The sequence below is a fragment of the Tangfeifania diversioriginum genome (assembly GCF_900141875.1).
Taxonomy (GTDB): domain Bacteria; phylum Bacteroidota; class Bacteroidia; order Bacteroidales; family Prolixibacteraceae; genus Tangfeifania; species Tangfeifania diversioriginum.
In genome coordinates, this window is sequence record NZ_FQZE01000002.1 from 74,078 (window position 1) to 92,555 (window position 18,478).

The 18,478-nt window shown below is 41.3% G+C and carries 16 protein-coding genes; 4 read left to right on the forward strand and 12 right to left on the reverse strand.

Annotation, left to right across the window (positions count from 1 at the left end; all coding sequences use genetic code 11):
• Nucleotides 1-58: 58 nt before the first annotated feature.
• The 3 genes from BUC07_RS01540 to BUC07_RS01550 form a co-directional block, all read right to left on the reverse strand.
• Entirely contained in the window at nucleotides 59-1,381 is a 1,323-nt protein-coding gene (locus BUC07_RS01540) for an aspartate kinase (RefSeq protein ID WP_073164534.1), read from the reverse strand.
• Between the two features lie 242 nt (nucleotides 1,382-1,623).
• Nucleotides 1,624-2,529, reverse strand: a complete 906-nt coding sequence (locus BUC07_RS01545) for an alpha/beta hydrolase (RefSeq protein WP_073164537.1) — start codon at nucleotides 2,527-2,529, stop codon at nucleotides 1,624-1,626.
• Between the two features lie 198 nt (nucleotides 2,530-2,727).
• Nucleotides 2,728-3,435 (reverse strand): GntR family transcriptional regulator, encoded by a 708-nt coding sequence (locus tag BUC07_RS01550; protein WP_073164540.1) that lies wholly within the window; start codon nucleotides 3,433-3,435, stop codon nucleotides 2,728-2,730.
• Nucleotides 3,436-3,620: 185 nt separating this feature from the next.
• On the opposite strand from BUC07_RS01550, the gene BUC07_RS01555 reads away from it, so the two are divergent.
• On the forward strand, nucleotides 3,621-4,889 hold the full coding sequence (locus tag BUC07_RS01555; protein ID WP_073164543.1) for a dihydrolipoamide acetyltransferase family protein: 1,269 nt from the start codon (nucleotides 3,621-3,623) through the stop codon (nucleotides 4,887-4,889).
• 80 nt (nucleotides 4,890-4,969) lie between these two features.
• Nucleotides 4,970-7,438 carry an alpha-ketoacid dehydrogenase subunit alpha/beta gene (locus BUC07_RS01560; protein ID WP_073164546.1) on the forward strand — a complete coding sequence of 823 codons (2,469 nt, stop codon included), beginning with the start codon at nucleotides 4,970-4,972 and terminating at the stop codon, nucleotides 7,436-7,438.
• A 314-nt stretch (nucleotides 7,439-7,752) separates the two neighbouring features.
• Here the strand turns inward: BUC07_RS01560 and BUC07_RS01565 are convergent, their stop codons facing one another.
• From BUC07_RS01565 to BUC07_RS01575, 3 genes are read right to left on the reverse strand one after another with little or no spacing between them, the layout of a single operon-like run.
• Nucleotides 7,753-8,073, reverse strand: coding sequence for a YciI family protein (locus BUC07_RS01565; protein WP_073164549.1), 321 nt, complete (start codon nucleotides 8,071-8,073; stop codon nucleotides 7,753-7,755).
• Between the two features lie 58 nt (nucleotides 8,074-8,131).
• Nucleotides 8,132-8,710 carry a YdeI/OmpD-associated family protein gene (locus BUC07_RS01570; RefSeq protein ID WP_073164551.1) on the reverse strand — a complete coding sequence of 193 codons (579 nt, stop codon included), beginning with the start codon at nucleotides 8,708-8,710 and terminating at the stop codon, nucleotides 8,132-8,134.
• Between the two features lie 14 nt (nucleotides 8,711-8,724).
• Complete coding sequence (locus BUC07_RS01575) at nucleotides 8,725-9,108, reverse strand: DoxX family protein (protein WP_073164554.1); 384 nt, start codon at nucleotides 9,106-9,108, stop codon at nucleotides 8,725-8,727.
• 817 nt (nucleotides 9,109-9,925) lie between these two features.
• Between BUC07_RS01575 and BUC07_RS01585 the strand changes: the two genes are divergently transcribed.
• Both BUC07_RS01585 and BUC07_RS01590 read left to right on the forward strand, forming a co-directional pair.
• Nucleotides 9,926-12,355, forward strand: a complete 2,430-nt coding sequence (locus BUC07_RS01585) for a T9SS type A sorting domain-containing protein (RefSeq protein ID WP_073164560.1) — start codon at nucleotides 9,926-9,928, stop codon at nucleotides 12,353-12,355.
• Nucleotides 12,356-12,697: 342 nt separating this feature from the next.
• Entirely contained in the window at nucleotides 12,698-13,072 is a 375-nt protein-coding gene (locus tag BUC07_RS01590) for a lipocalin family protein (protein ID WP_175552442.1), read from the forward strand.
• Between the two features lie 203 nt (nucleotides 13,073-13,275).
• Here BUC07_RS01590 and BUC07_RS01595 read toward each other — a convergent pair whose 3' ends face one another.
• The 6 genes from BUC07_RS01595 to BUC07_RS01620 all read right to left on the reverse strand — a co-directional run bounded on the left by BUC07_RS01595 (nucleotide 13,276) and on the right by BUC07_RS01620 (nucleotide 18,448).
• A complete protein-coding gene (locus BUC07_RS01595) occupies nucleotides 13,276-14,538 on the reverse strand; it encodes a hypothetical protein (protein WP_073164566.1) in 1,263 nt (420 codons plus the stop codon).
• 76 nt (nucleotides 14,539-14,614) lie between these two features.
• Nucleotides 14,615-15,844, reverse strand: coding sequence for a [FeFe] hydrogenase H-cluster maturation GTPase HydF (gene hydF, locus BUC07_RS01600; protein ID WP_073164569.1), 1,230 nt, complete (start codon nucleotides 15,842-15,844; stop codon nucleotides 14,615-14,617).
• A gap of 122 nt (nucleotides 15,845-15,966) precedes the next feature.
• Nucleotides 15,967-16,284, reverse strand: coding sequence for a hypothetical protein (locus tag BUC07_RS01605; protein ID WP_073164572.1), 318 nt, complete (start codon nucleotides 16,282-16,284; stop codon nucleotides 15,967-15,969).
• 183 nt (nucleotides 16,285-16,467) lie between these two features.
• Nucleotides 16,468-17,862 carry an aspartate ammonia-lyase gene (locus tag BUC07_RS01610; RefSeq protein WP_073164575.1) on the reverse strand — a complete coding sequence of 465 codons (1,395 nt, stop codon included), beginning with the start codon at nucleotides 17,860-17,862 and terminating at the stop codon, nucleotides 16,468-16,470.
• Between the two features lie 2 nt (nucleotides 17,863-17,864).
• Nucleotides 17,865-18,146 carry a DUF2442 domain-containing protein gene (locus BUC07_RS01615; RefSeq protein WP_083578040.1) on the reverse strand — a complete coding sequence of 94 codons (282 nt, stop codon included), beginning with the start codon at nucleotides 18,144-18,146 and terminating at the stop codon, nucleotides 17,865-17,867.
• The gene (locus BUC07_RS01620) at nucleotides 18,143-18,448 is read right to left on the reverse strand and encodes a DUF4160 domain-containing protein (RefSeq protein WP_073164578.1); all 306 of its coding nucleotides are present in this window, start codon (nucleotides 18,446-18,448) and stop codon (nucleotides 18,143-18,145) included. The genes BUC07_RS01615 and BUC07_RS01620 overlap by 4 nt, the downstream gene beginning before the upstream one ends.
• Nucleotides 18,449-18,478 lie beyond the last annotated feature (30 nt).

An 18,478-nucleotide genomic window follows, 5' to 3' on the forward strand; every position in this document is an offset into this window, starting at 1 on the left:
TCAACAAAAAAAACGGCGGGTTAGAGCAACCCGCCGTTTTTTTTGCTTTTTGCAAAATTTAGTCGCCGTTATTCAGCAAGCCGGTATTAATGGCTTGCAGTGTTTTTTCTTTTTGCGAACTGGGCACGAGTACCGAAATATTGTAACTGCTTCCACCGTATGAAATCATCCGGATGGGAATGCCGTCGAGCGCATCGAAGACCTTTGACGCGAAACCTCTTTCTTCACCAATAATATCACCAACAATACAAACAATAGCCATATTATGGTCAATCTCAACTGTTCCAAATTTGTCGAGGTCGTTGTGGATTCTTTTTAGGTGATCGGTATTGTCGATAGTAAGCGAAAGTGCCACCTCCGAGGTGGAAATCATATCGATGGGTGTTTTGTACTTTTCGAAAACCTTAAAAACCGATCTCAGGAACCCGTAGGCCATCAGCATTCGGTCCGACCGGATTTTTATTGCGGTAATTCCATCTTTGGCGGCTACGGCTTTTATTCCTTTTCCTGTGGTTTCCGAAGTGATCAATGTTCCGGGGTCGGTAGGATTGAGTGTGTTTTTCAGCCGCACCGGAATATCGTGCACCCTTGCCGGGAAAACAGTTTGCGGGTGAAGTATTTTTGCTCCGAAATAGGCCAGCTCCGCTGCTTCGTAAAAGGATAAGTGATCAATTTTTTGTGTGTTTTCCACAAATCGTGGGTCGTTGTTGTGAAACCCGTCGATATCGGTCCAAATCTGAATTTCATCGGCATCGATGGCTGCTCCAATCAAAGAAGCAGTGTAGTCGCTACCACCGCGTTGCAGGTTGTCAATGTCACCAAAGGCATTCCGGCAAATGTATCCCTGGGTGATGTAATAGTCGGCCTCACCAACTTCGTTTAAAATCCCTTCAATGTGATCGCCAATGTATTTCGAATCGGCCATTTTTTCTTCGTCAATACGCATGAAATCGAGTGCCGGAAGCATTTTGGCATTGTAGCCGTTTTCGTTCATCACCAAAGTGAAAAGTTGTGTCGAAATCATTTCGCCTTGCGAAAGAATGGTGTTTTCGCCAACGGTAGTAAATTTCCCGGAAGTAAACGAGCGGATAGTTTTAAAACACGACTTTATAATTTTCAGGCCTTTCTCTTTGTTTTCTTCTGTTTCGAAAAGCTCCTTCACTACTTTTTTATAGCCTGATTCAAGCTTTCCGATGAGCAGCCCTGCTGTCTCCCGGTTTTTTTTCTTCAGGTATCCGGCAATTTCAACAAGCGAGTTTGTGGTGCCCGACATGGCCGAGAGTACCACGATTTTGGGCTCACCGTCAGTAATAATTTTCATTACTGCCCGCATGTTTTCGGGCGAACCAACCGATGTGCCTCCAAACTTTAATACTTTCATATCTTATGTTTTAGTCTGTTATTCATTTGCAAATATGTATAATTCTGCCAAACAGCAGCATTTAAGCATTTTATTTTGTGGAAGGGGTTAATGTTTTGTCTTGCCTGATGACCCTGGAAGGGGTGCCAGTGCTGCATGAAACGCTGCTATGATTAAAATTCTCCAGCATAATTTTATTGTAAATAAATATGTATGATCATACTTTTTGTTAGTATAAATATACAAATATTGTTGTTTCGGTTTTATGGCAGCTTAAAATTTTCAAGAAAGAAATCAACCAGATCCTTTCCTGTTGGGTCAATAATTCCAATTTCAGGGGCGTAAACAATGGCCTTCAACCCAACTTCAGCCGCCTTTTCTTTGATCACTTTTGCATGGAGCGGGTGGTGATTCAAATCATCCTGGTTGGCCGGAATACCGTTTTTGTGTTTATTGAAAACGAAGATGGGCGGATCGTTTTTATCCATCTTTGAAAGGAAATCGAGTTCGCGGCGTTTTTCATTATTGTTAAACAAATCCATCCCGTCGTTATAGCGCAGACCGAATGCTGCTGCTATGGAAATCAGTTGTTCGCGGGTGGCAGCCATCGGCACGCCAATGGTTTGTTCCCACTGGAAAATATCGTAGGTCGATTGCGTGGCAAAAGCGCCGGCGCATGTCAATCGGGTTGATTCACGCAAAACAGGATCGTCGTTTTCAGCATCAGCCATGTCATTGCTAAAATTCAGCCAAAGTGCAGTTCCGGCACCAGCCGAACCACCCGAGCAGGCGATTCGCGTTTTATCGATGTTGTATTTTTGGGCGTTGTGGCGAATGTATTGCAGGCACCGTTTCGAATCGTTAAAACTGGCCATTATTCCGTAAGGAGCTTCTGTCATGAAGCGATAGTTAATTACCGCCACCGAAACACCGGCATCGAGAAAACGAACCAAATCGGGAGAATCGAAGTATTTTGATTTATCGCCGCCAACAAAACCTCCGCCGTGAATGTAAATTACCAAAGGAGTTGGTTTTTCTGAGTTGGCCAGCCAGATGTCGAATGTGTTCCTGAGGTGATCGCCATATTTTTCGTTTGCAAATGTTGCCGGTTCGCCACGGAGGTTTACCGCCTCTTTAATTGTTTCTGCATGTAGTGTACTTTCTTCCAAACCTGTTTGTTTTCATTTAACTTTCCTGGAATTCATCGCTGATTACTATTCCAAAATAAACTGCATCTTAGTTTTTATAGCTTGAAATTCAATAAGAAAAACTTCGCAAAAATAGAATTAAATAAAAGGCCAGAAAAAATATATGAAGAAAAATTGAGTGTTAGCCAGTTTTCTGATATGTCAGCTTTACAGTTTTTGCTAGAAACTGCCGTAAATCGAGTGTTTTTCGGAATTGAAATAGATGGTTGAGTAGATGTTGAACGCCTCTTTGTTGGTAATCAGTTTTCGCTCGATGTAGAGCACTGGAGTACGGTTTCTTAAGTTAAGAAGTCTTTTTATTTTTCGGTCGGGAATTATAGCTTTCAGTTTTTGCTCTCCGCCCAGAATTTCCACCTGGTAATGTTTACGCAGCATTTCAAACAACGATTTATTCTCGAATGAACGGCTCGTTAGCCGGGGCAAATTCAAATTTGGCAGGTGGTTAATGTCGTAAAAAACGGGCTGGCCATCTACAAAGCGCAAGCGTTCCATGTAAATGCATCCTGCCTCTTTTTCGGGTTCCGAGAGTTCAAATGGAAATTCTTCGGGCCACGGCCTGATTTCCGGTTTTTGCAGAATCTCTGTTCTCAGGTAACGCACGCCAATTGCCGATGCTGTTCCTGCAATCGACAAAATTCCAATGTTTTGTGGTGGCTTTCTGACAATACTGCCTTTGCCCTGTTTTTTTATGATTAACCCGTCTTTTACCAGCGAATCCAGTGCATGCCGTACGGTGGGGCGTGTCATGCCATGTACGGCGCACAGCTCATTTTCCGACGGCAGCAAACTTCCTTCTTCATAAATACCGTTTAAGATATTTTTACGAAGAAGTTCGTACAATTTCCGGTATTGCGGCATGTTATCCATTCGGCTACAAAGTTAAAATTTTTTTAAAACATATCACACAACTTGTATTTACAAGTTATAAATTATATTTTTACATCGTGAAACTGTAAATATTTTGAACTTATTGTATTTCAATAAAATATTCCAATGATTGGTTTTTCAATTCGTATTAACAAGTGAAACAAACTTTAAAAAATCAATAAAATATGGCAATACCAGTTTTAATGCCTCGTCAGGGACAATCAGTAGAATCCTGCATTATGGGGCAGTGGTACAAATCGGTTGGTGAAAAGGTGAGCGAGGGCGACATACTTTTTTCTTACGAAACCGATAAAGCCTCTTTTGAAGAAGAAGCCAAAGATGATGGAGTTCTTTTGGCTGCCTTTTTTGAAGAAGGCGACGAAGTGCCGGTGCTGACCAACGTGGCAGTTATCGGTAAAGAGGGTGAACTGGTGGAGGAATTTGATCCACATAAAGGGAGTGATGCAACTAAAACCAAAGATCCCGAAGTGGAGAAGCCTGCAGGAGAGACATCCAAAGTAGTTGAATTTGAGGTGGGTGAGGGTTCGGAAAACAGCCGTGTCCGTATTTCGCCACTGGCAAAAAACATGGCGGAAAAAATGGGGGTGGATGTACGGTCAGTTAAAGGTACCGGCCCACACGGAAGAATAATCGCCCGTGATGTAGAGGCGGCAGAAAAAACAACCGTTGCAGAAGCAAAACAATCCCGGCCGGCTGCAAAACCAGAAACTCAAAAAACTGAAGTGTTTCAGTCAGGCAACGATTTTGAAATCAAATCGATTCCAAACATCCGTAAACTGATTGCGACGGCAATGCACCAGTCGCTCCAAAATTCGGCACAGCTTACTCACCACTTGAGTGCCGATTCCCGGCAGGTGTTAAAACTGCGCAAAAAATTCAAAAAAGAATATGCTGAAGGAACAATCTCGCAAAACGTAACCATCAACGATTTGGTTTGCTTTGCTGTGATTCGCGCACTCGAAAAATTCCCACGGGTAAATACCCACTACCTGGGCGATAAAATCAAGTGGTTTAAAAAAGTACACCTCGGCCTGGCTGTTGACACCGACCGAGGCTTGATGGTGCCCGCTCTGAAAAACGCTGATGATCTTTCTGTTATTGGCCTTTCGCGCCAACTGCAGGAATTGGCCACACAGGCTCGCAGCGGAAATATCAATCCCGATTTGCTGAGCCCCGAAGAGGCAGGTTTCACCGTTTCCAACCTCGGAAATTATGGTGTGGAAATGTTTACCCCGGTAATTAATTTACCGCAGACTGCTATTCTTGGTGTGTGCACAATTGTTCCACGTCCGATGGAAATTGAAGATGGCGTTTACGGCTTTGTGCCCATGATGGGACTTTCGCTAACCTACGATCATCAGGCTCTCGATGGCGGAGAAGCCACGCGCTTTTTAGCAGAAATAAAAAATCAGATAGAGAACCTTTCAGTTTAAAGATTTACAGTTTCAGGTTACAGGTTACAAGTTAATGTGAAAACCGAAACCTGAAACAAAAACATAAAAAATTTAATGAGATGCCAAAAAATCAATTCATAAATCCGGAAGAAGTACGCAAGCCTGGGCAAATCGATTTCAACCCAATTCCGGTTAATCAATACAACAAAACAGTTGAAGAAGAAAAGGAAAATTTCACGAAGGAAGATTTTCTGCGTATTTATAACGACATGGTGGTCATCCGTGAGTTTGAAACCATGTTGAACCTGATAAAAACCCGCGGCGAGTACAACGGAATTCCCTACAACCATCCCGGGCCGGCTCACCTTTCCATTGGACAGGAAGCGGCAGCCGTGGGAATGGCCTACAATTTAGATGTTGAAGATTTTATTTTTGGTTCGCACCGCAGCCACGGCGAAATACTGGCGAAAGGATTATCAGCCATCAGTAAGCTGGATGACAAAACCCTCGAAAAAATTATGGAAACCCATTTCGACGGGAAAACGCTCGCGCCTGTGAAGGAAAGTCATAAAGGTTCCACCAAAGAGCTTGCCGTTAAATTTTTGCTCTACGGTACGCTGGCCGAAATTTTTGCCCGCGAAACAGGTTTTAACAGAGGAGTTGGTGGCTCGATGCATGCATTTTTTACACCGTTTGGTGTTTACCCTAACAATGCTATTGTTGGCGGCTCGGGAGATATTTCGGTTGGCGCCGCACTCTTTAAAAAAGTGAACCGCAAAAAAGGAATTGTGGTGGCAAATATTGGCGATGCTTCAATGGCTTGCGGGCCCGTGTGGGAAGGGCTTACATTCGCCACTATGGATCAGTTCCGCACGTTGTGGGACGACGATATGAAAGGCGGCTTGCCGCTCATCATAAATATTGTAAATAACCAGTACGGAATGGGTGGCCAAACTTGTGGCGAAACCATGGGTTACGACATAGCCGCCCGGGTGGGGGCCGGACTCAATACCGACCAGATGCATGCCGAACGGGTGGACGGCTACAATCCGCTTGCAGTTATTGATGCCTACCGTCGCAAAAAGAAAGTACTGGAAGAAAAGCGTGGCCCGGTTCTGCTCGATGTTTTAACCTACCGTTTTAGCGGCCACTCGCCCTCCGATGCTTCGTCGTACCGGACAAAAGAAGAAATTGAAGCCTGGGAGAAACAGGATTCAATTGTGTGGTTTGGGAATGAACTGGAAAAGGCGGGCATTGTCACCAAAGAAGAATTGGAGAAAATTAAGGCTGAAACGACAGAACTCGTTACCAATACCATGAAGCTGGCCATCGACGATGAAGTTTCGCCGCGCATGGATATGAAGAAGTATCCGAACCGGATAGGGGAGATGATGTTCAGCAACAGCAGCGTGGATAAAATGGAAGACCGCGAACCAGAAGTGAACCATCCGATAGAGGAAAATCCGCGAGTGAAGCAAATTGCCAAAAAAGAACGGTTCATGTTTGACGAAAACGGAAAGCCGCACTCAAAAATAAAAACCTATGCACTGCGCGATGGCATTTTTGAAGCTATCATCGACCGGTTTTACAAAGATCCCACGCTAATTGCTTACGGGGAAGAGAACCGCGACTGGGGCGGCGCGTTTGCCGTATATCGCGGGCTCACCGAAGCATTGCCATACCACAGGTTGTTTAACTCGCCCATCTCGGAAGGTGCTATTGTTGGAACTGCCATCGGCTACGCAATGTGTGGTGGGCGGGTGATTCCCGAAATTATGTACTGCGATTTCCTGGGACGGGCTGGTGACGAAGTATTCAACCAGCTCCCGAAATGGCAGGCCATGAGTGGAAATGTGCTGAAAATGCCTGTTACAATTCGTGTTTCAGTGGGGTCGAAATACGGGGCACAGCACTCGCAGGACTGGACTGCGCTGGCCGCACATATTCCAGGATTGAAAGTGGTGTTTCCGGCAACTCCATACGATGCCAAGGGTTTGATGAATTCAGCTCTGCAGGGAACCGATCCGGTGGTTTTCTTCGAGAGCCAGCGCGTTTACGACATCGGCGAGCAGTTTCATGAAGGTGGTGTCCCGGAAGGATATTATGAAATTCCGCTGGGCGAACCCGATGTGAAGCGTGAAGGCAGCGATGTGACAATTCTGACAATTGGTGCCACGCTTTACCGCGCTTTGGAAGCTGCAAAAATTCTGGAAGAAAAATACGACTTCTCGGCCGAAGTAATCGATGCCCGTTCGTTGGTACCGTTTAATTACGAAACAGTAATTGAATCGGTTAAAAAGACCGGCCGAATTATCATTTCGGGAGATGCCAACGGACGCGGATCATTCCTGCGCGACATGGCTTCTAACATTACCGAGCTGGCTTTCGATTACCTCGATGCACCACCTGTAGTTGTTGGGTCGCGAAACTGGATAACACCAGCTCATGAACTGGAAGATTATTTTTTCCCGCAACCGGAGTGGTTTGTGGATGCCATCCATGAGAAAATCGTTCCGCTGAAAGGGCACTCCGCTGAAAACGATTTTTCGGATGGAGAACAGCTCGAACGGAATGCAATTGGAATTTAAAAAAAAGTATGCAAAGTGGCTGATGAATTGAAGGACTCCCAATACCTTCTTTCCGCCAACTGATATATGTTCTGTTAATAGAATATGGACTAAATCCGGCTTTTAAAAATGGCCGGATTTATTTTTTGGTAAATTTTGGGATGAAATATCTTACGTTAAAAAAATATCTTATGTAGATTTCGATTTGTTTGATTCATCATTTTTTTGAGCCAGAAGCAGATTATTTCGGCCAGTTATTCAGGTCCTTCTTCAATAACAAGATGTCCGGCTTCGGGAATAATACCGATCGGTGGTTTACCCCACGTTCGATTTACTCACTTCTCAATATTGCCTTTTGTTTGTGAATCTTCCAGCAACCAATTATTTTCTTCGTTTGCTTCTATTAATTCGTTCAATTCGTATGTTTGATAATATTTTTCAGAAACAAAAGGGTCTTTTTTAACAATAGATTCTGCAGCCGTTCGAGATGCCGCTTCTATAATCTGAATTGCCCCGTCATTGTCCTTAAATGGACCAGCTAAAAAAATATTTCCATTTATTGAATGTTTCTTTAGGTGGTCAACATGTCCCTGCAAGAGCTCATTTGTTAATGTCCCTTTTCGTTTATTCTTAAGAATTAAAATGTATTTTGCCATAATATTATTTATGGCCGAACAAAAAATTTTACAAAATTGTTCATCACGTTTTGTTTATTTAATCATTTAAGCCCTTTCCTTCGAATATTTTCGAAATGTGCTTTTCAATTCTTGATTCACGGGTTTTTGACTGTTTGGCCTGTGAAAAATACAGAAGATACCCTCGTTTCCGCCCGGGAGTTAGAGCTTCAAATGCCGGTTTTAAGCCGGGGGTGTCATCTAATTTCTTTTTAAATTCATCCGGCATCTTAAATTCTTTGGGTTTTTTCATTTTTACTTCCAATCCTGCCTTTTCTACTTCAATGGCTTCAAAAATATAGGATTTGATTACGGCTTCTTTTCCCTTTATTTCTTTTAGATTGGTAAATCGAATTTGACGCGCTGATTGTACATTTTCAGTTTGCTGAATCAGTATGTTGTTCGTATCTTTTAGTAATGCACCCTTGTGGAAAAGGAGCGCACAATAATCCTTAAATCCGTGAATTAAAACCACATTGCTGTTCTGAAACGTGTAGCAGGGAACGCCCCATTTTAACTCTTCTGTCAATCCACATTCAAGAACAACACTTCTCAGTTTTTTGTATTCGTTTTTCCATTGTGTGTCCTTATCAAAGAACCAATCGACTTTTGGATTCATATCTAATTTCCTTTCTATTGACTTTTCAAATTGATTTTCCTATTTGCAGGTCTGAAAGTCCAGGATATAACCGTCATGGTTAGAAGTACCAGCGAAGGAATTGTTTCAATAAATGACTGGTTCGCTGCAAGATGAGAGGCTGCTGCACCCGACATCACAAAAAAGAAACCTGCGTAAGCCCATTCCTTCACCAAAGGAAATTTGGGAACCAAAATGACGGCCACGCCCAATATTTTCCAGAATCCAAGAATGGACATTAAATACAACGGATAACCCAATTGAGTAAATATTTCAACATAGCCACCTATTTGCAGCAATTGTTGCACACCACCTGCCACCATTCCAAAAGAAAGAAAACTGGTGGCAATCCAATAAATAATTTTATTTCTTTTTCTCATTCTTTTTTAATTTTATGGTTTTACAAGTGATTGTCAATTACAGTGCAACAAATTATTTTAGCTTACTGACTATTTTTCGTAAACGGTTGTGACCCATGTTTATACCTCGTACAAAAGGCAACTTCATCAGTTGATCTCTGATTTCAACTGATCTGAATATGATATGCATATTGAGCTTGCTGGTATCATTAGTAAGCTCTTCAAATTCCAGAAATTTCAATTGGGCACCCATATCTCCGTTTTCCATTTCAAATGTTCGTGTAATTTTTTGGTTCGAAATAATCTCATGGATTGTTCCATAACCTTCTATTTATCAGATTCGTAATTTTTTATTATATAGCTATTTGACTACAAATATAAACGTAGCTATTTAACTACAAAAGACTTTTTTGTATTTTTTAAATAGTGTTCTGGATAGTAGAATGAAAAGGCCTCATCCGTACAACTGTCTTCCGCACTGAGCGCACCATTTATCTCTATTCTGTATATCCTAAATGTTAAGAGCACAATTAATTCTTTTGAGATTCTATACTCTAAACAGCATGTTTTTTGGTTGAGGGCTTCTTCTGTTATACATAATCAATCCTGATTTATTCCTGTCTCGCAGTATTGTTATTAAAGGCTTGTCAGTAAAAATTACCTCACTGATCAGTTTTTTAACCCCGATTTTACGGTTTTACGGTGATTTGATTTAAGCAAAACGTGCTTCAAGATTAATACTTTCTAAGTCCGGTTTTCATCATTGTGAATTCTTGTATAACTCTCATGCAGTGTAATTTAGCCGTAGGTTTTTAAAACGGGAAAAAGCATTTTTACAATGAAGCGTTTACTCTGGATATTAATTTTTATTTCAGGATTTTTTTCTGCCTATGCTCAAAAAAGCAAGGACAGTGGAATCGTGTCTGAAAGCCCGATTAATATTCCAACTGATGAGGTAAATGATATTTTTGTTAAACCAAGAGTGTTTTCGCCTCAGTTGAAATCGGGTCAAACAAACAACCTGAATTTTGAGGTTACTTATGTCGGTTTCCCGGAAGAGGCGAAACAAGCTTTTGAATATGCACTCTCTATTTGGGGAAATTTTTTCACTTCCACAGTACCTGTAAAAGTATTGGCAAACTGGGAATCGTTAGACGGAAACGTTTTGGCGTTGGCCCGTCCTTCTACTTTTCATATAAATTTTGAAGGTGCCTTGTTGCCCGATGTTTACTATCCGGTTGCATTAGCCGAAAAGCTGTCTGGCGAAAATAAAAACGGAGGCGAAGCTGATATCATTTGCAGTTTCAATAAAAATTATGCCTGGTATTTTGGTACCGACGGCAACACTCCTTCCACAAAATACGATTTTGTTTCATCAGTTTTACACGAAATTGCGCATGGTCTGGGATTTTCAGGTTTCTTTAAAACCAACAACGGGAAAGGATATTTCAACAACAGCAACAATTTGCCCAGTGTGTATGATTATTTTGTGTTTAATGCATTGGAGCAACAACTTTCTGACAATTCGGTATTTAACAGACCATCCAATGATCTTTATAAAGAGCTTACATCCGATAATTTAAAATTTCATTCGACAGCAATTACTGACGACCCGATTTACGCGCCCACAACCTGGAACAACGGCGCAAGTATTTACCACCTGGAGCTGGGCAGCGGCATGATGGATGCGTACGCAAACCGTGGCGAAGCGATTCATGATCCGGAAGAGGCAACCCTTGAAATTTTATCGGAAATTGGTTGGAAGTCAATACTATTCGATTTTGACAAGTTGAAAGATATTGAACAGCCAACAGCTGAAATTCCTGTTGAAATTGGCGTTTTTGCCGATTTCGATATTTCGGGCACAACAATGGAAGTTGTTTATTCAACAGATTATTTTGCAACTTCTGATTCTGCTGATTTGAATTCTATCTCATCGCCAAATAAATTTACGGGGGCCATGCAAACTGGTTCTTTCCGGGGTAACCTTCAGTATTATTTTAAAATGGTTACTGATGAAGGCAAAACTTACAATTATCCTTCCAGGGCACCTGAGAAAAAATTCGCGCTACGCATCGGTCCCGACTTTTTTGCCCCTTCAGTTGTACACAACCCTGTGAAAATTATTTCCAAAAACCATCCGGTGGTTGAACTGTCAGCTTTGGCTGACGATAACCTGGGCATTAAATCAGTGAAAATCGAGTACAAAGTGAATGGCGAGTTACAGGAACCGGTTACCCTCGAAAATAATGAGGGCGATATATATAAATGTTTACTCGATTTAAAAGCGCAACCGCTGAATGGTGATGTTGTTGAGTACCGGATTATTGCAGAAGATAAATCAGCAAGAGGAAATAAAAAGATAGTTCCGTCTTCTGGTTTTTACACCGCCGCTTTGTTTCGGCCCAACCAGCCGGTTCGTTCTTATTCAACTGATTTTGAAGATGCTTTGGAAGATTTCTCCACTGCCGATTTTTCAATATCTAAGTCCACTGGGTTTTACAGCAATATTCTTCATACCCGGAATCCTTATCCGGTTTCGGAAGTTGAAGGAGAAAAATACAACCTGGTTGCCAATCTGAAATACCCGGTTATTTTGGAAGAAAACGGAGAAATGACATTTGACGAGGTGGTTTTGGTAGAACCCGGAGAAACTAACACTGCCTACACCGATGAAATGTTTTGGGACTATGTAATTATTGAAGGAAGCAAAGATAACGGCTCCACTTGGGTGCCGCTTAAAAATGGCTACGATTCGGGTGATGAAACGAGTTGGCAAGAAGCGTTTGAAAGCAGCCTGACCAATAATACATCGGCTGCAAACGCCAACGAAGATATGTTTTTGAAACATACTATTAACCTGACCCTGAACACTGCTTTTTCAGCCGGCGATACTGTTTTATTCCGCTTCCGCCTGGCATCCGATAATTCAGGTAGCGGATGGGGATGGGCTATCGATAATCTTGAAATACAGAAAGGTTTTACAACGGGCAGTGATGATTTGGTTGCCGAAACGGAAATCAATGTTTATCCAAATCCGTTTTCCGGTAGTTTTTATGTTGACTGTTCGGGAGTTGAAAACCTGAATGAAGTTGACATTTTAGTTACCGATATGTTCGGAAAAACGGTGTATGCAGAAAAAAGTGTCGAAGCTTTTTATGCTGATAAGAAGCAGGTTGACTTTTCAGACAAAGCACCGGGAATTTACCTGGTTAATATTAGCGATGGAAATAGAATAATATCAACAAATAAAATTATTAAAAATTAGAATTATGGAAACACTATTAGCAATTGCACTTGTTGCCGCATTTGGCGGCTTTATGGTTTCTCTGGCAGTGATGGTAAAACTGGTATTTGGGAAAAGGAATTAGTTTACAGTTAGTTTTTAGTTTTACAACAATGGTACCCGGCATTTGCTTTTCACTAAGCTGATGCCGGGTTTTTTGTTTTTAAAACAGCTCCGCATTTTTACTTCATCCCAATCCTCACTATCTTACTGGCTTTTATTAAACTTTTTGCCCGAAGGCTGGTCAAAAAAAGAATTGAGAATAAATGTATGAAGATTAATGCTGTTTTTTCAAAAATAGTGTACTGGTTAAAAACTTCCGAAATGTTTGCCAGGCCCTCAAAGCAATTGCCGGGGCAGTGGAATTTATTCGAGTATTACACTGAGCCGGGGAAAGAACTTATTCATAAACAGGAAGAACAGTTAAAAGAAGAACAGCTTTTTTTGAGGCTTGAATTTTCAGAAAATGCGGATTTCAGTTATGAAACCAATTTGCCGATAAATTTTATTGCAGAGGAGGGAAATTTAACCTGGAGTATTGCAAAAAATTTTATCACCCTCATTCATCGGGATGATTTCAGAAAAAACCAGGAATTTCAGTTTGCCATCGAAAATGGAGTGCTGAAAATTTTGAAAAAAGACACCTTCGGAAAAATAATATTGTTTGGATTCTTCAGGAAAAAAGTTGCTGTAAAATAGAGTTCCCCCTGAAGTGTGTAAACCGGTTGTTGCTCAATTTTGTGGGGCGGTAATTTTTAAATTATTGATGTATTCCTGTTCATTCTGCCCAGTACATCCTGTCATAATATAAATCACAATGTAAACTGCTTAAAATAACGGATGCTTCATTTTTTAGGGATGACAATATAAAAATATCCTGACAGGGATTTATGTTGAGATACTTACCATCTTCCGTTTCCAAACCTCGGATTTACAATGTTGTTGTAAATGGAGCCGAAAGTGTAGGACAATTCAATACCGCCATCAACACTGTAAGCCGTAGCCATTTCTTGTAGCTGCAACAGAATGTCGGCTTCCGAAAGTTCGCCCCGAACCAGCGAGAGCTGATCGTGAATCCGTGCTATTCCTCCAAAAACACTTAGTTCCAATCCTTTCATGAGCCTCACTTCAATATCTCCCCAAAGTTCCAGCCGGTTTTTCGAAAAATCATGAAGGTAGTTGGAACCTTCGAGCGAGATATTTATTGAGCCCCATTTTTCCTGAACCCGGTAAGCTACCTGTAACTGATGCTGGGCGAGGTTTTCTTTCATTTTTGCGTAAATTGTGGTATCGTTATATTGGTTTAACGAAGCTCCGATTCCGTATAAAAACCGCAATTGCCGGTGTGTCGATTCCGAATAGGGGAAAAGGTTGTATTCCAGCGACGGGAAAATATCACTTCTGAATTTAATATTGCTAAAAGAGGAAGTGAGGAAATCGAGCCTCATTCCTGCCGACCAGTGCTGGCCTAAACTGTATGCTACCAGGTTTTCCAATTCGACTTCTGTTTTGTCTTTAACAAAGGTCTCATTATCATACGTATATTTTGTCTTGCTTAACCGGTGATCAAATTCAACTTCAATTTTCCACTCTTCGGTAATTTTGTTGGCGTTGAATGAATTCCTAAACGAAAATTCTTTATAGGATTCTTCGGATTCAAAACGCGGACTCGTTTCAATTTCAAAAATCCAGTAGTTCCATTTATCAACCATGGTTTCAATTTCGGCATCACCATCATATTCAATGTTAATTTCTTTATGCGAGGGTGTTTTTGCCACGTAACGCATCAAACCCATTTTTATCATGCTGGTGCGGCCGGTCCTTATTTCATCGTCGGTATCGTTTGGCCCCGATGTGTAAACGAGCGTATCTTTCATCGCCTCAAATTTTCCCTGGCCGTTAAAAAAATAAGAATATTCGCGGCCGCCACTCCCTGTGTTCTGTCTTGTTTCGCGAATGTAAAGCTGTGCATCTCTTACGTCCCGAACATAATTTACATAAGGAATTTCCCTCCGGATGTGGTCCATGTCGCATCGTTCACAATCAATAAAAACCTGGACGGCATTTTCCCGGATATTTTGTGTGGTGTCTTGGGCAATTGAATTGTTAAGCGTAAAAATTAAAACGGAGATTAGAATAAAAACTATTCTGTTTTTCTTAATCATTCTATTTGGTTTTTTTAATAAGACCCGCGGCGAACAACTAAGTTTAATTCAAAGGATTATTTATACTAATTCTTAATTAGTTGGTTTGTTGTGATTTATACACGTCGAGTGCAGCAGGAAATGGCTGCAGCGCGCGTTCAAAAATTCCCAAGGAGAAGGCAATTGTAAGGCCGTAATTGGTAATTGGCACCCCGGCCTGCCGTGCTTTCATAATGCGGCTGAGCATAGCACGGCGGTTCCACATGCAGGCACCACAGTGAATAATGATTTTATATTCTGAAATAGTTGGAGGAAAATCGTGTCCCCGCACACTGTCGATTTGCAGCTTACCTCCCACGTATTGGGTAAGCCAGCGGGGAATTTTTACCGTTCCTATATCTTCACCAATCGGGTGATGTGAGCAGGCTTCGGCAATTAAAATCTTGTCGCCGGCTTTCAGGTTATCGATGGCCATGGCGCCCCGCACCATTTCGGGTAAATCGCCCTGGAAACGTGCGAAAAGAATGGAAAAAGAAGTCAAAGGTATTTCGGGAGGAGTGTCGGCGGCAACTTTTAAAAATGCCTGCGAGTCGGTAACCACAAGCTTTGGCGGCTTGTTCATAATTGAAAGTGCCTGGCGTAGTTCACGTTCTTTTACCACCATGCAAAACGAATCGTAATCGAGCAAATCGCGAATGCTCTGGACCTGTGGCAAAATTAGCCGTCCTTTGGGAGCTTCCTTGTCGATGGGAACGACTAAAACTGCCGCTTCGCCAGGGCCAACCAGGTCGGCCAAAATGCTTGGACGGTTGATAAAGTCTGCCGGAGCTGATTTCAACAGTAATTGCCGGAGGTCTAAAATTCCATCTCCTTCGGTAGCTGAAGTATAAATATATTTGATTTTCAGGTTGTCCAGTTCGGAAATAATATCAATTTGTTCGGTGTATTTATCTATTTTGTTGAAAACAATGATGAATGGAATTTCTCTCTTTTTGAATTCCTCCATCAGCTGTAGTTCATAATTGCCCCAGTCAGAAAAATTGGTAATGATAACCCCCAGATCGGTGCGGTCGAAAACGGCCAGTGTTTTGGTTACTCGTTTGCCGCCTATATCACCGGCATCGTCAATTCCGGCAGTGTCTATAAACAAAACGGGGCCAAGAGGAAGTAACTCCATTGGTTTCTCCACCGGATCGGTGGTGGTACCTGCTACCTCAGAAACTATGGAAACATCCTGATGAGTTAGTGCGTTCAGAATACTCGATTTCCCTGCATTCCGTTTTCCGAAAATTCCAATGTGTAGCCGAAACGTTTTTGGTGCCCTCATTTACCTGTTTTTGAAACAGGCAAAGTACAAATTCCAAAGCATATTGCCAACAGTAACAAAAAAAAGCCGCTCGCTTTTGCGAACGGCTTTTAATTCCGTTTAAATATATTGATTTCTCTCAACTATTTTGTGTCGGCTGAGGCTGTAGCTGTCTTTTCTTTACCAGCACATCCTTCAGCTTTTGCCTCTGCTTTGCTTCCTGAACAACCGTCGGCTTTAGCTTCACTTTTTGCTTCACTTCCGGCACATCCTTCAGCTTTTGCTTCCGATTTTGAAGCTTCTGCTTTTGGTGCTTTTTCAGCTTCCGCAGTTTTGCTGTCACCTTTGTCGGCAACTACAGTTACTTTGTCTTTCTCATCGTCAGTTACTGTTGCGCTTGCGGTTGATACTGACAAACCGTAAGCCATAACTAATGCAAATACAAACAATACTTTTTTCATAATTTCTAAATTTTTGAGTTATACAATTCTAATTCTTCTTCTTTGTTAATATAATTTAGATTCAATATTAAGAACTTAATAAATTAACTCCAAAAAATATTAATACTTTTTTATCTTATTATTGGAAATATTATTTAATTGTTTGATTTTTAGTTGTGTGTGTTTTGGTTGAAAAGTAGCGTACTAATTTCCTAACTTGTTTACGGACTCCGGAGTTGTCAAATCTTCAAATTCTTTGTTCGAAATTACACCCGATTTTACTGCTGCTTCTTTTATTGAGGTTTTTTCGTTTTGAGCAATTTCCGCAATTTTTGTCGTCATCGAATAGCCAATTTTGGGAACGAGGGCGGTTAAAGTTGCAGTAGAATTTTCTACATTTTTTTTGCAAATTTTCTGATTAGCGGTAATTCCAAGAACACATTTTATTTTGAAAATTTTACATGCATTGTCGAGCAATGATAAATTTTCAGGCAAAGTGTGTGCGATAAGCGGCATAAACTGGTTCAGTTCGAGATTACCAGCGCTACAGGCCTGTGTAAGGATTTGGTCATTACCCATGACAAGCAAAGCTGCCTGGGCCACTGCTTCTGGAATTACAGGATTCACTTTGCCGGGCATAATAGAAGAGCCTGCCTGTCGGGGGGGGAGGTTAATTTCGTTGAATCCGGCATCCGGGCCGCTGCTCATCAGCCGCAGGTCGTTGCTTATTTTGTAAAGGTTCGAAGCACAGGCTTTTAAAATTCCCGAAACTTCCACAAAAACATCGGTATTTTGGGTGCCATCGATAAGGTTTTCACTGCGAGCCAACCCAATTCCGGTATTTTCACGCAGCTGGTCGGTCACTCTAAAGATAAATTTTTTTGGTGCCCCCAGCCCGGTTCCGATTGCCGTACCACCGAGGTTCACAACCCGCAGCCGTTCCTCGCATTTGTAAATACGCCAGCGATCGCGGTTAAAGGCTTCAGCATAGGCGCTCATTTCACGGCCTAAAGTGGTCAAAACTGCATCTTGTAACTGGGTACGGCCAATTTTCACGATGTGCGAAAATTTTTTCTCTTTTTGCTGAAATGCTTCCTGGAGTTCGAGCACACTTTGTTCGAGCAATCGAAGCAAACGAATGGCCGCAACTTTCAGAGCGGTGGGATAAGTATCGTTTGTAGATTGGTGCAGGTTGATGTCGTCGAGCGGTGAAACGATATCGTAGTTTCCAGGTTTTTTCCCAAGAATCTGCAGCGCCCGGTTAGCAATCACTTCGTTCACATTCATGTTGGTGGAAGTTCCGGCACCGCCTTGCAGTGCATCAACAAGTATGTGTTCAGAAAGCAAACCCTGGCTCATTTCGAAACAAGTTTTTTCAATGGCCTCTGCTTTTTCAGGATTTTCTTTCCAAAAACCAAGTTGCGTATTTGTTTGCGCGCAAGCCAGTTTTACTTCACCATAAGCTTTAATCAGTTCAGGGTGAATGGTTTTTCCTGATAGCGGAAAATTTTCAACTGCCCGTGCAGTGTGTATTCCCCAAAGTGCATCAGCGGGGATTTGTTTTTGGCCGAGGAAATCAGTTTCGTTTCTGTGAATCATGGTTAGGAGATTTGTCCTTTTTTTAAATCTTCAACAGGGAATATCATGTCATAATCATTCCAGTTAATGTTCCCGTCTACAATTTCAAAATTTCTAAAATTAGTTTTATCAAGGTATTTTTTTATTGCAGGATGTTGTGAGTTTTTTAAGAATGACTCAAAATCAACAATTGTTTTAGTTTCGTCATTAAATGTAATTTGGAGTTTATAGTTATCCAATATAACAGTACCAGTAACTGCAATTTTTATCTGATAATCTACAATTGGTTCTTCAACTATTTTCATTTTAATCGCTTTGTTACTCTTTCAAATGGAATTTCCTTATGTAGTACAAAATACTGTATCCATTTTTCAACAATATTGTCTCCGTAAACTTCCAAAAAATCTCTGAAATTTTGAATATCACTTTTTGAAAGTGGCATTCGACCTTTCACTTGTTTTAAAATTATCTTTTCAATTTTACCATCGACAATAGTAAATTCTGCTCTGATTTCATTTTCTCCTCTTTTAGCATGAACATGGATTGGCTCATGTTCATTTGAATAAAAGAAAATCAAAATTCCTAAATACTCATAGATCTTTGGCATTTCATAAAATTAAGAAACCTTTTGAATATT

Coding starts and splice junctions, on each gene's coding strand:
- hydF (WP_073164569.1), bottom strand. CDS start 15,844: ATGAGGGCACCAAAAACGTTTCGGCTACACATTGGAATTTTCGGAAAA.
- BUC07_RS01590 (WP_175552442.1), top strand. CDS start 12,698: ATGTTTGCCAGGCCCTCAAAGCAATTGCCGGGGCAGTGGAATTTATTC.
- BUC07_RS01585 (WP_073164560.1), top strand. CDS start 9,926: ATGAAGCGTTTACTCTGGATATTAATTTTTATTTCAGGATTTTTTTCT.
- BUC07_RS01620 (WP_073164578.1), bottom strand. CDS start 18,448: ATGCCAAAGATCTATGAGTATTTAGGAATTTTGATTTTCTTTTATTCA.
- BUC07_RS01575 (WP_073164554.1), bottom strand. CDS start 9,108: ATGAGAAAAAGAAATAAAATTATTTATTGGATTGCCACCAGTTTTCTT.
- BUC07_RS01610 (WP_073164575.1), bottom strand. CDS start 17,862: ATGATTCACAGAAACGAAACTGATTTCCTCGGCCAAAAACAAATCCCC.
- BUC07_RS01540 (WP_073164534.1), bottom strand. CDS start 1,381: ATGAAAGTATTAAAGTTTGGAGGCACATCGGTTGGTTCGCCCGAAAAC.
- BUC07_RS01565 (WP_073164549.1), bottom strand. CDS start 8,073: ATGGCAAAATACATTTTAATTCTTAAGAATAAACGAAAAGGGACATTA.
- BUC07_RS01595 (WP_073164566.1), bottom strand. CDS start 14,538: ATGATTAAGAAAAACAGAATAGTTTTTATTCTAATCTCCGTTTTAATT.
- BUC07_RS01550 (WP_073164540.1), bottom strand. CDS start 3,435: ATGGATAACATGCCGCAATACCGGAAATTGTACGAACTTCTTCGTAAA.
- BUC07_RS01605 (WP_073164572.1), bottom strand. CDS start 16,284: ATGAAAAAAGTATTGTTTGTATTTGCATTAGTTATGGCTTACGGTTTG.
- BUC07_RS01555 (WP_073164543.1), top strand. CDS start 3,621: ATGGCAATACCAGTTTTAATGCCTCGTCAGGGACAATCAGTAGAATCC.
- BUC07_RS01615 (WP_083578040.1), bottom strand. CDS start 18,146: ATGAAAATAGTTGAAGAACCAATTGTAGATTATCAGATAAAAATTGCA.
- BUC07_RS01560 (WP_073164546.1), top strand. CDS start 4,970: ATGCCAAAAAATCAATTCATAAATCCGGAAGAAGTACGCAAGCCTGGG.
- BUC07_RS01570 (WP_073164551.1), bottom strand. CDS start 8,710: ATGAATCCAAAAGTCGATTGGTTCTTTGATAAGGACACACAATGGAAA.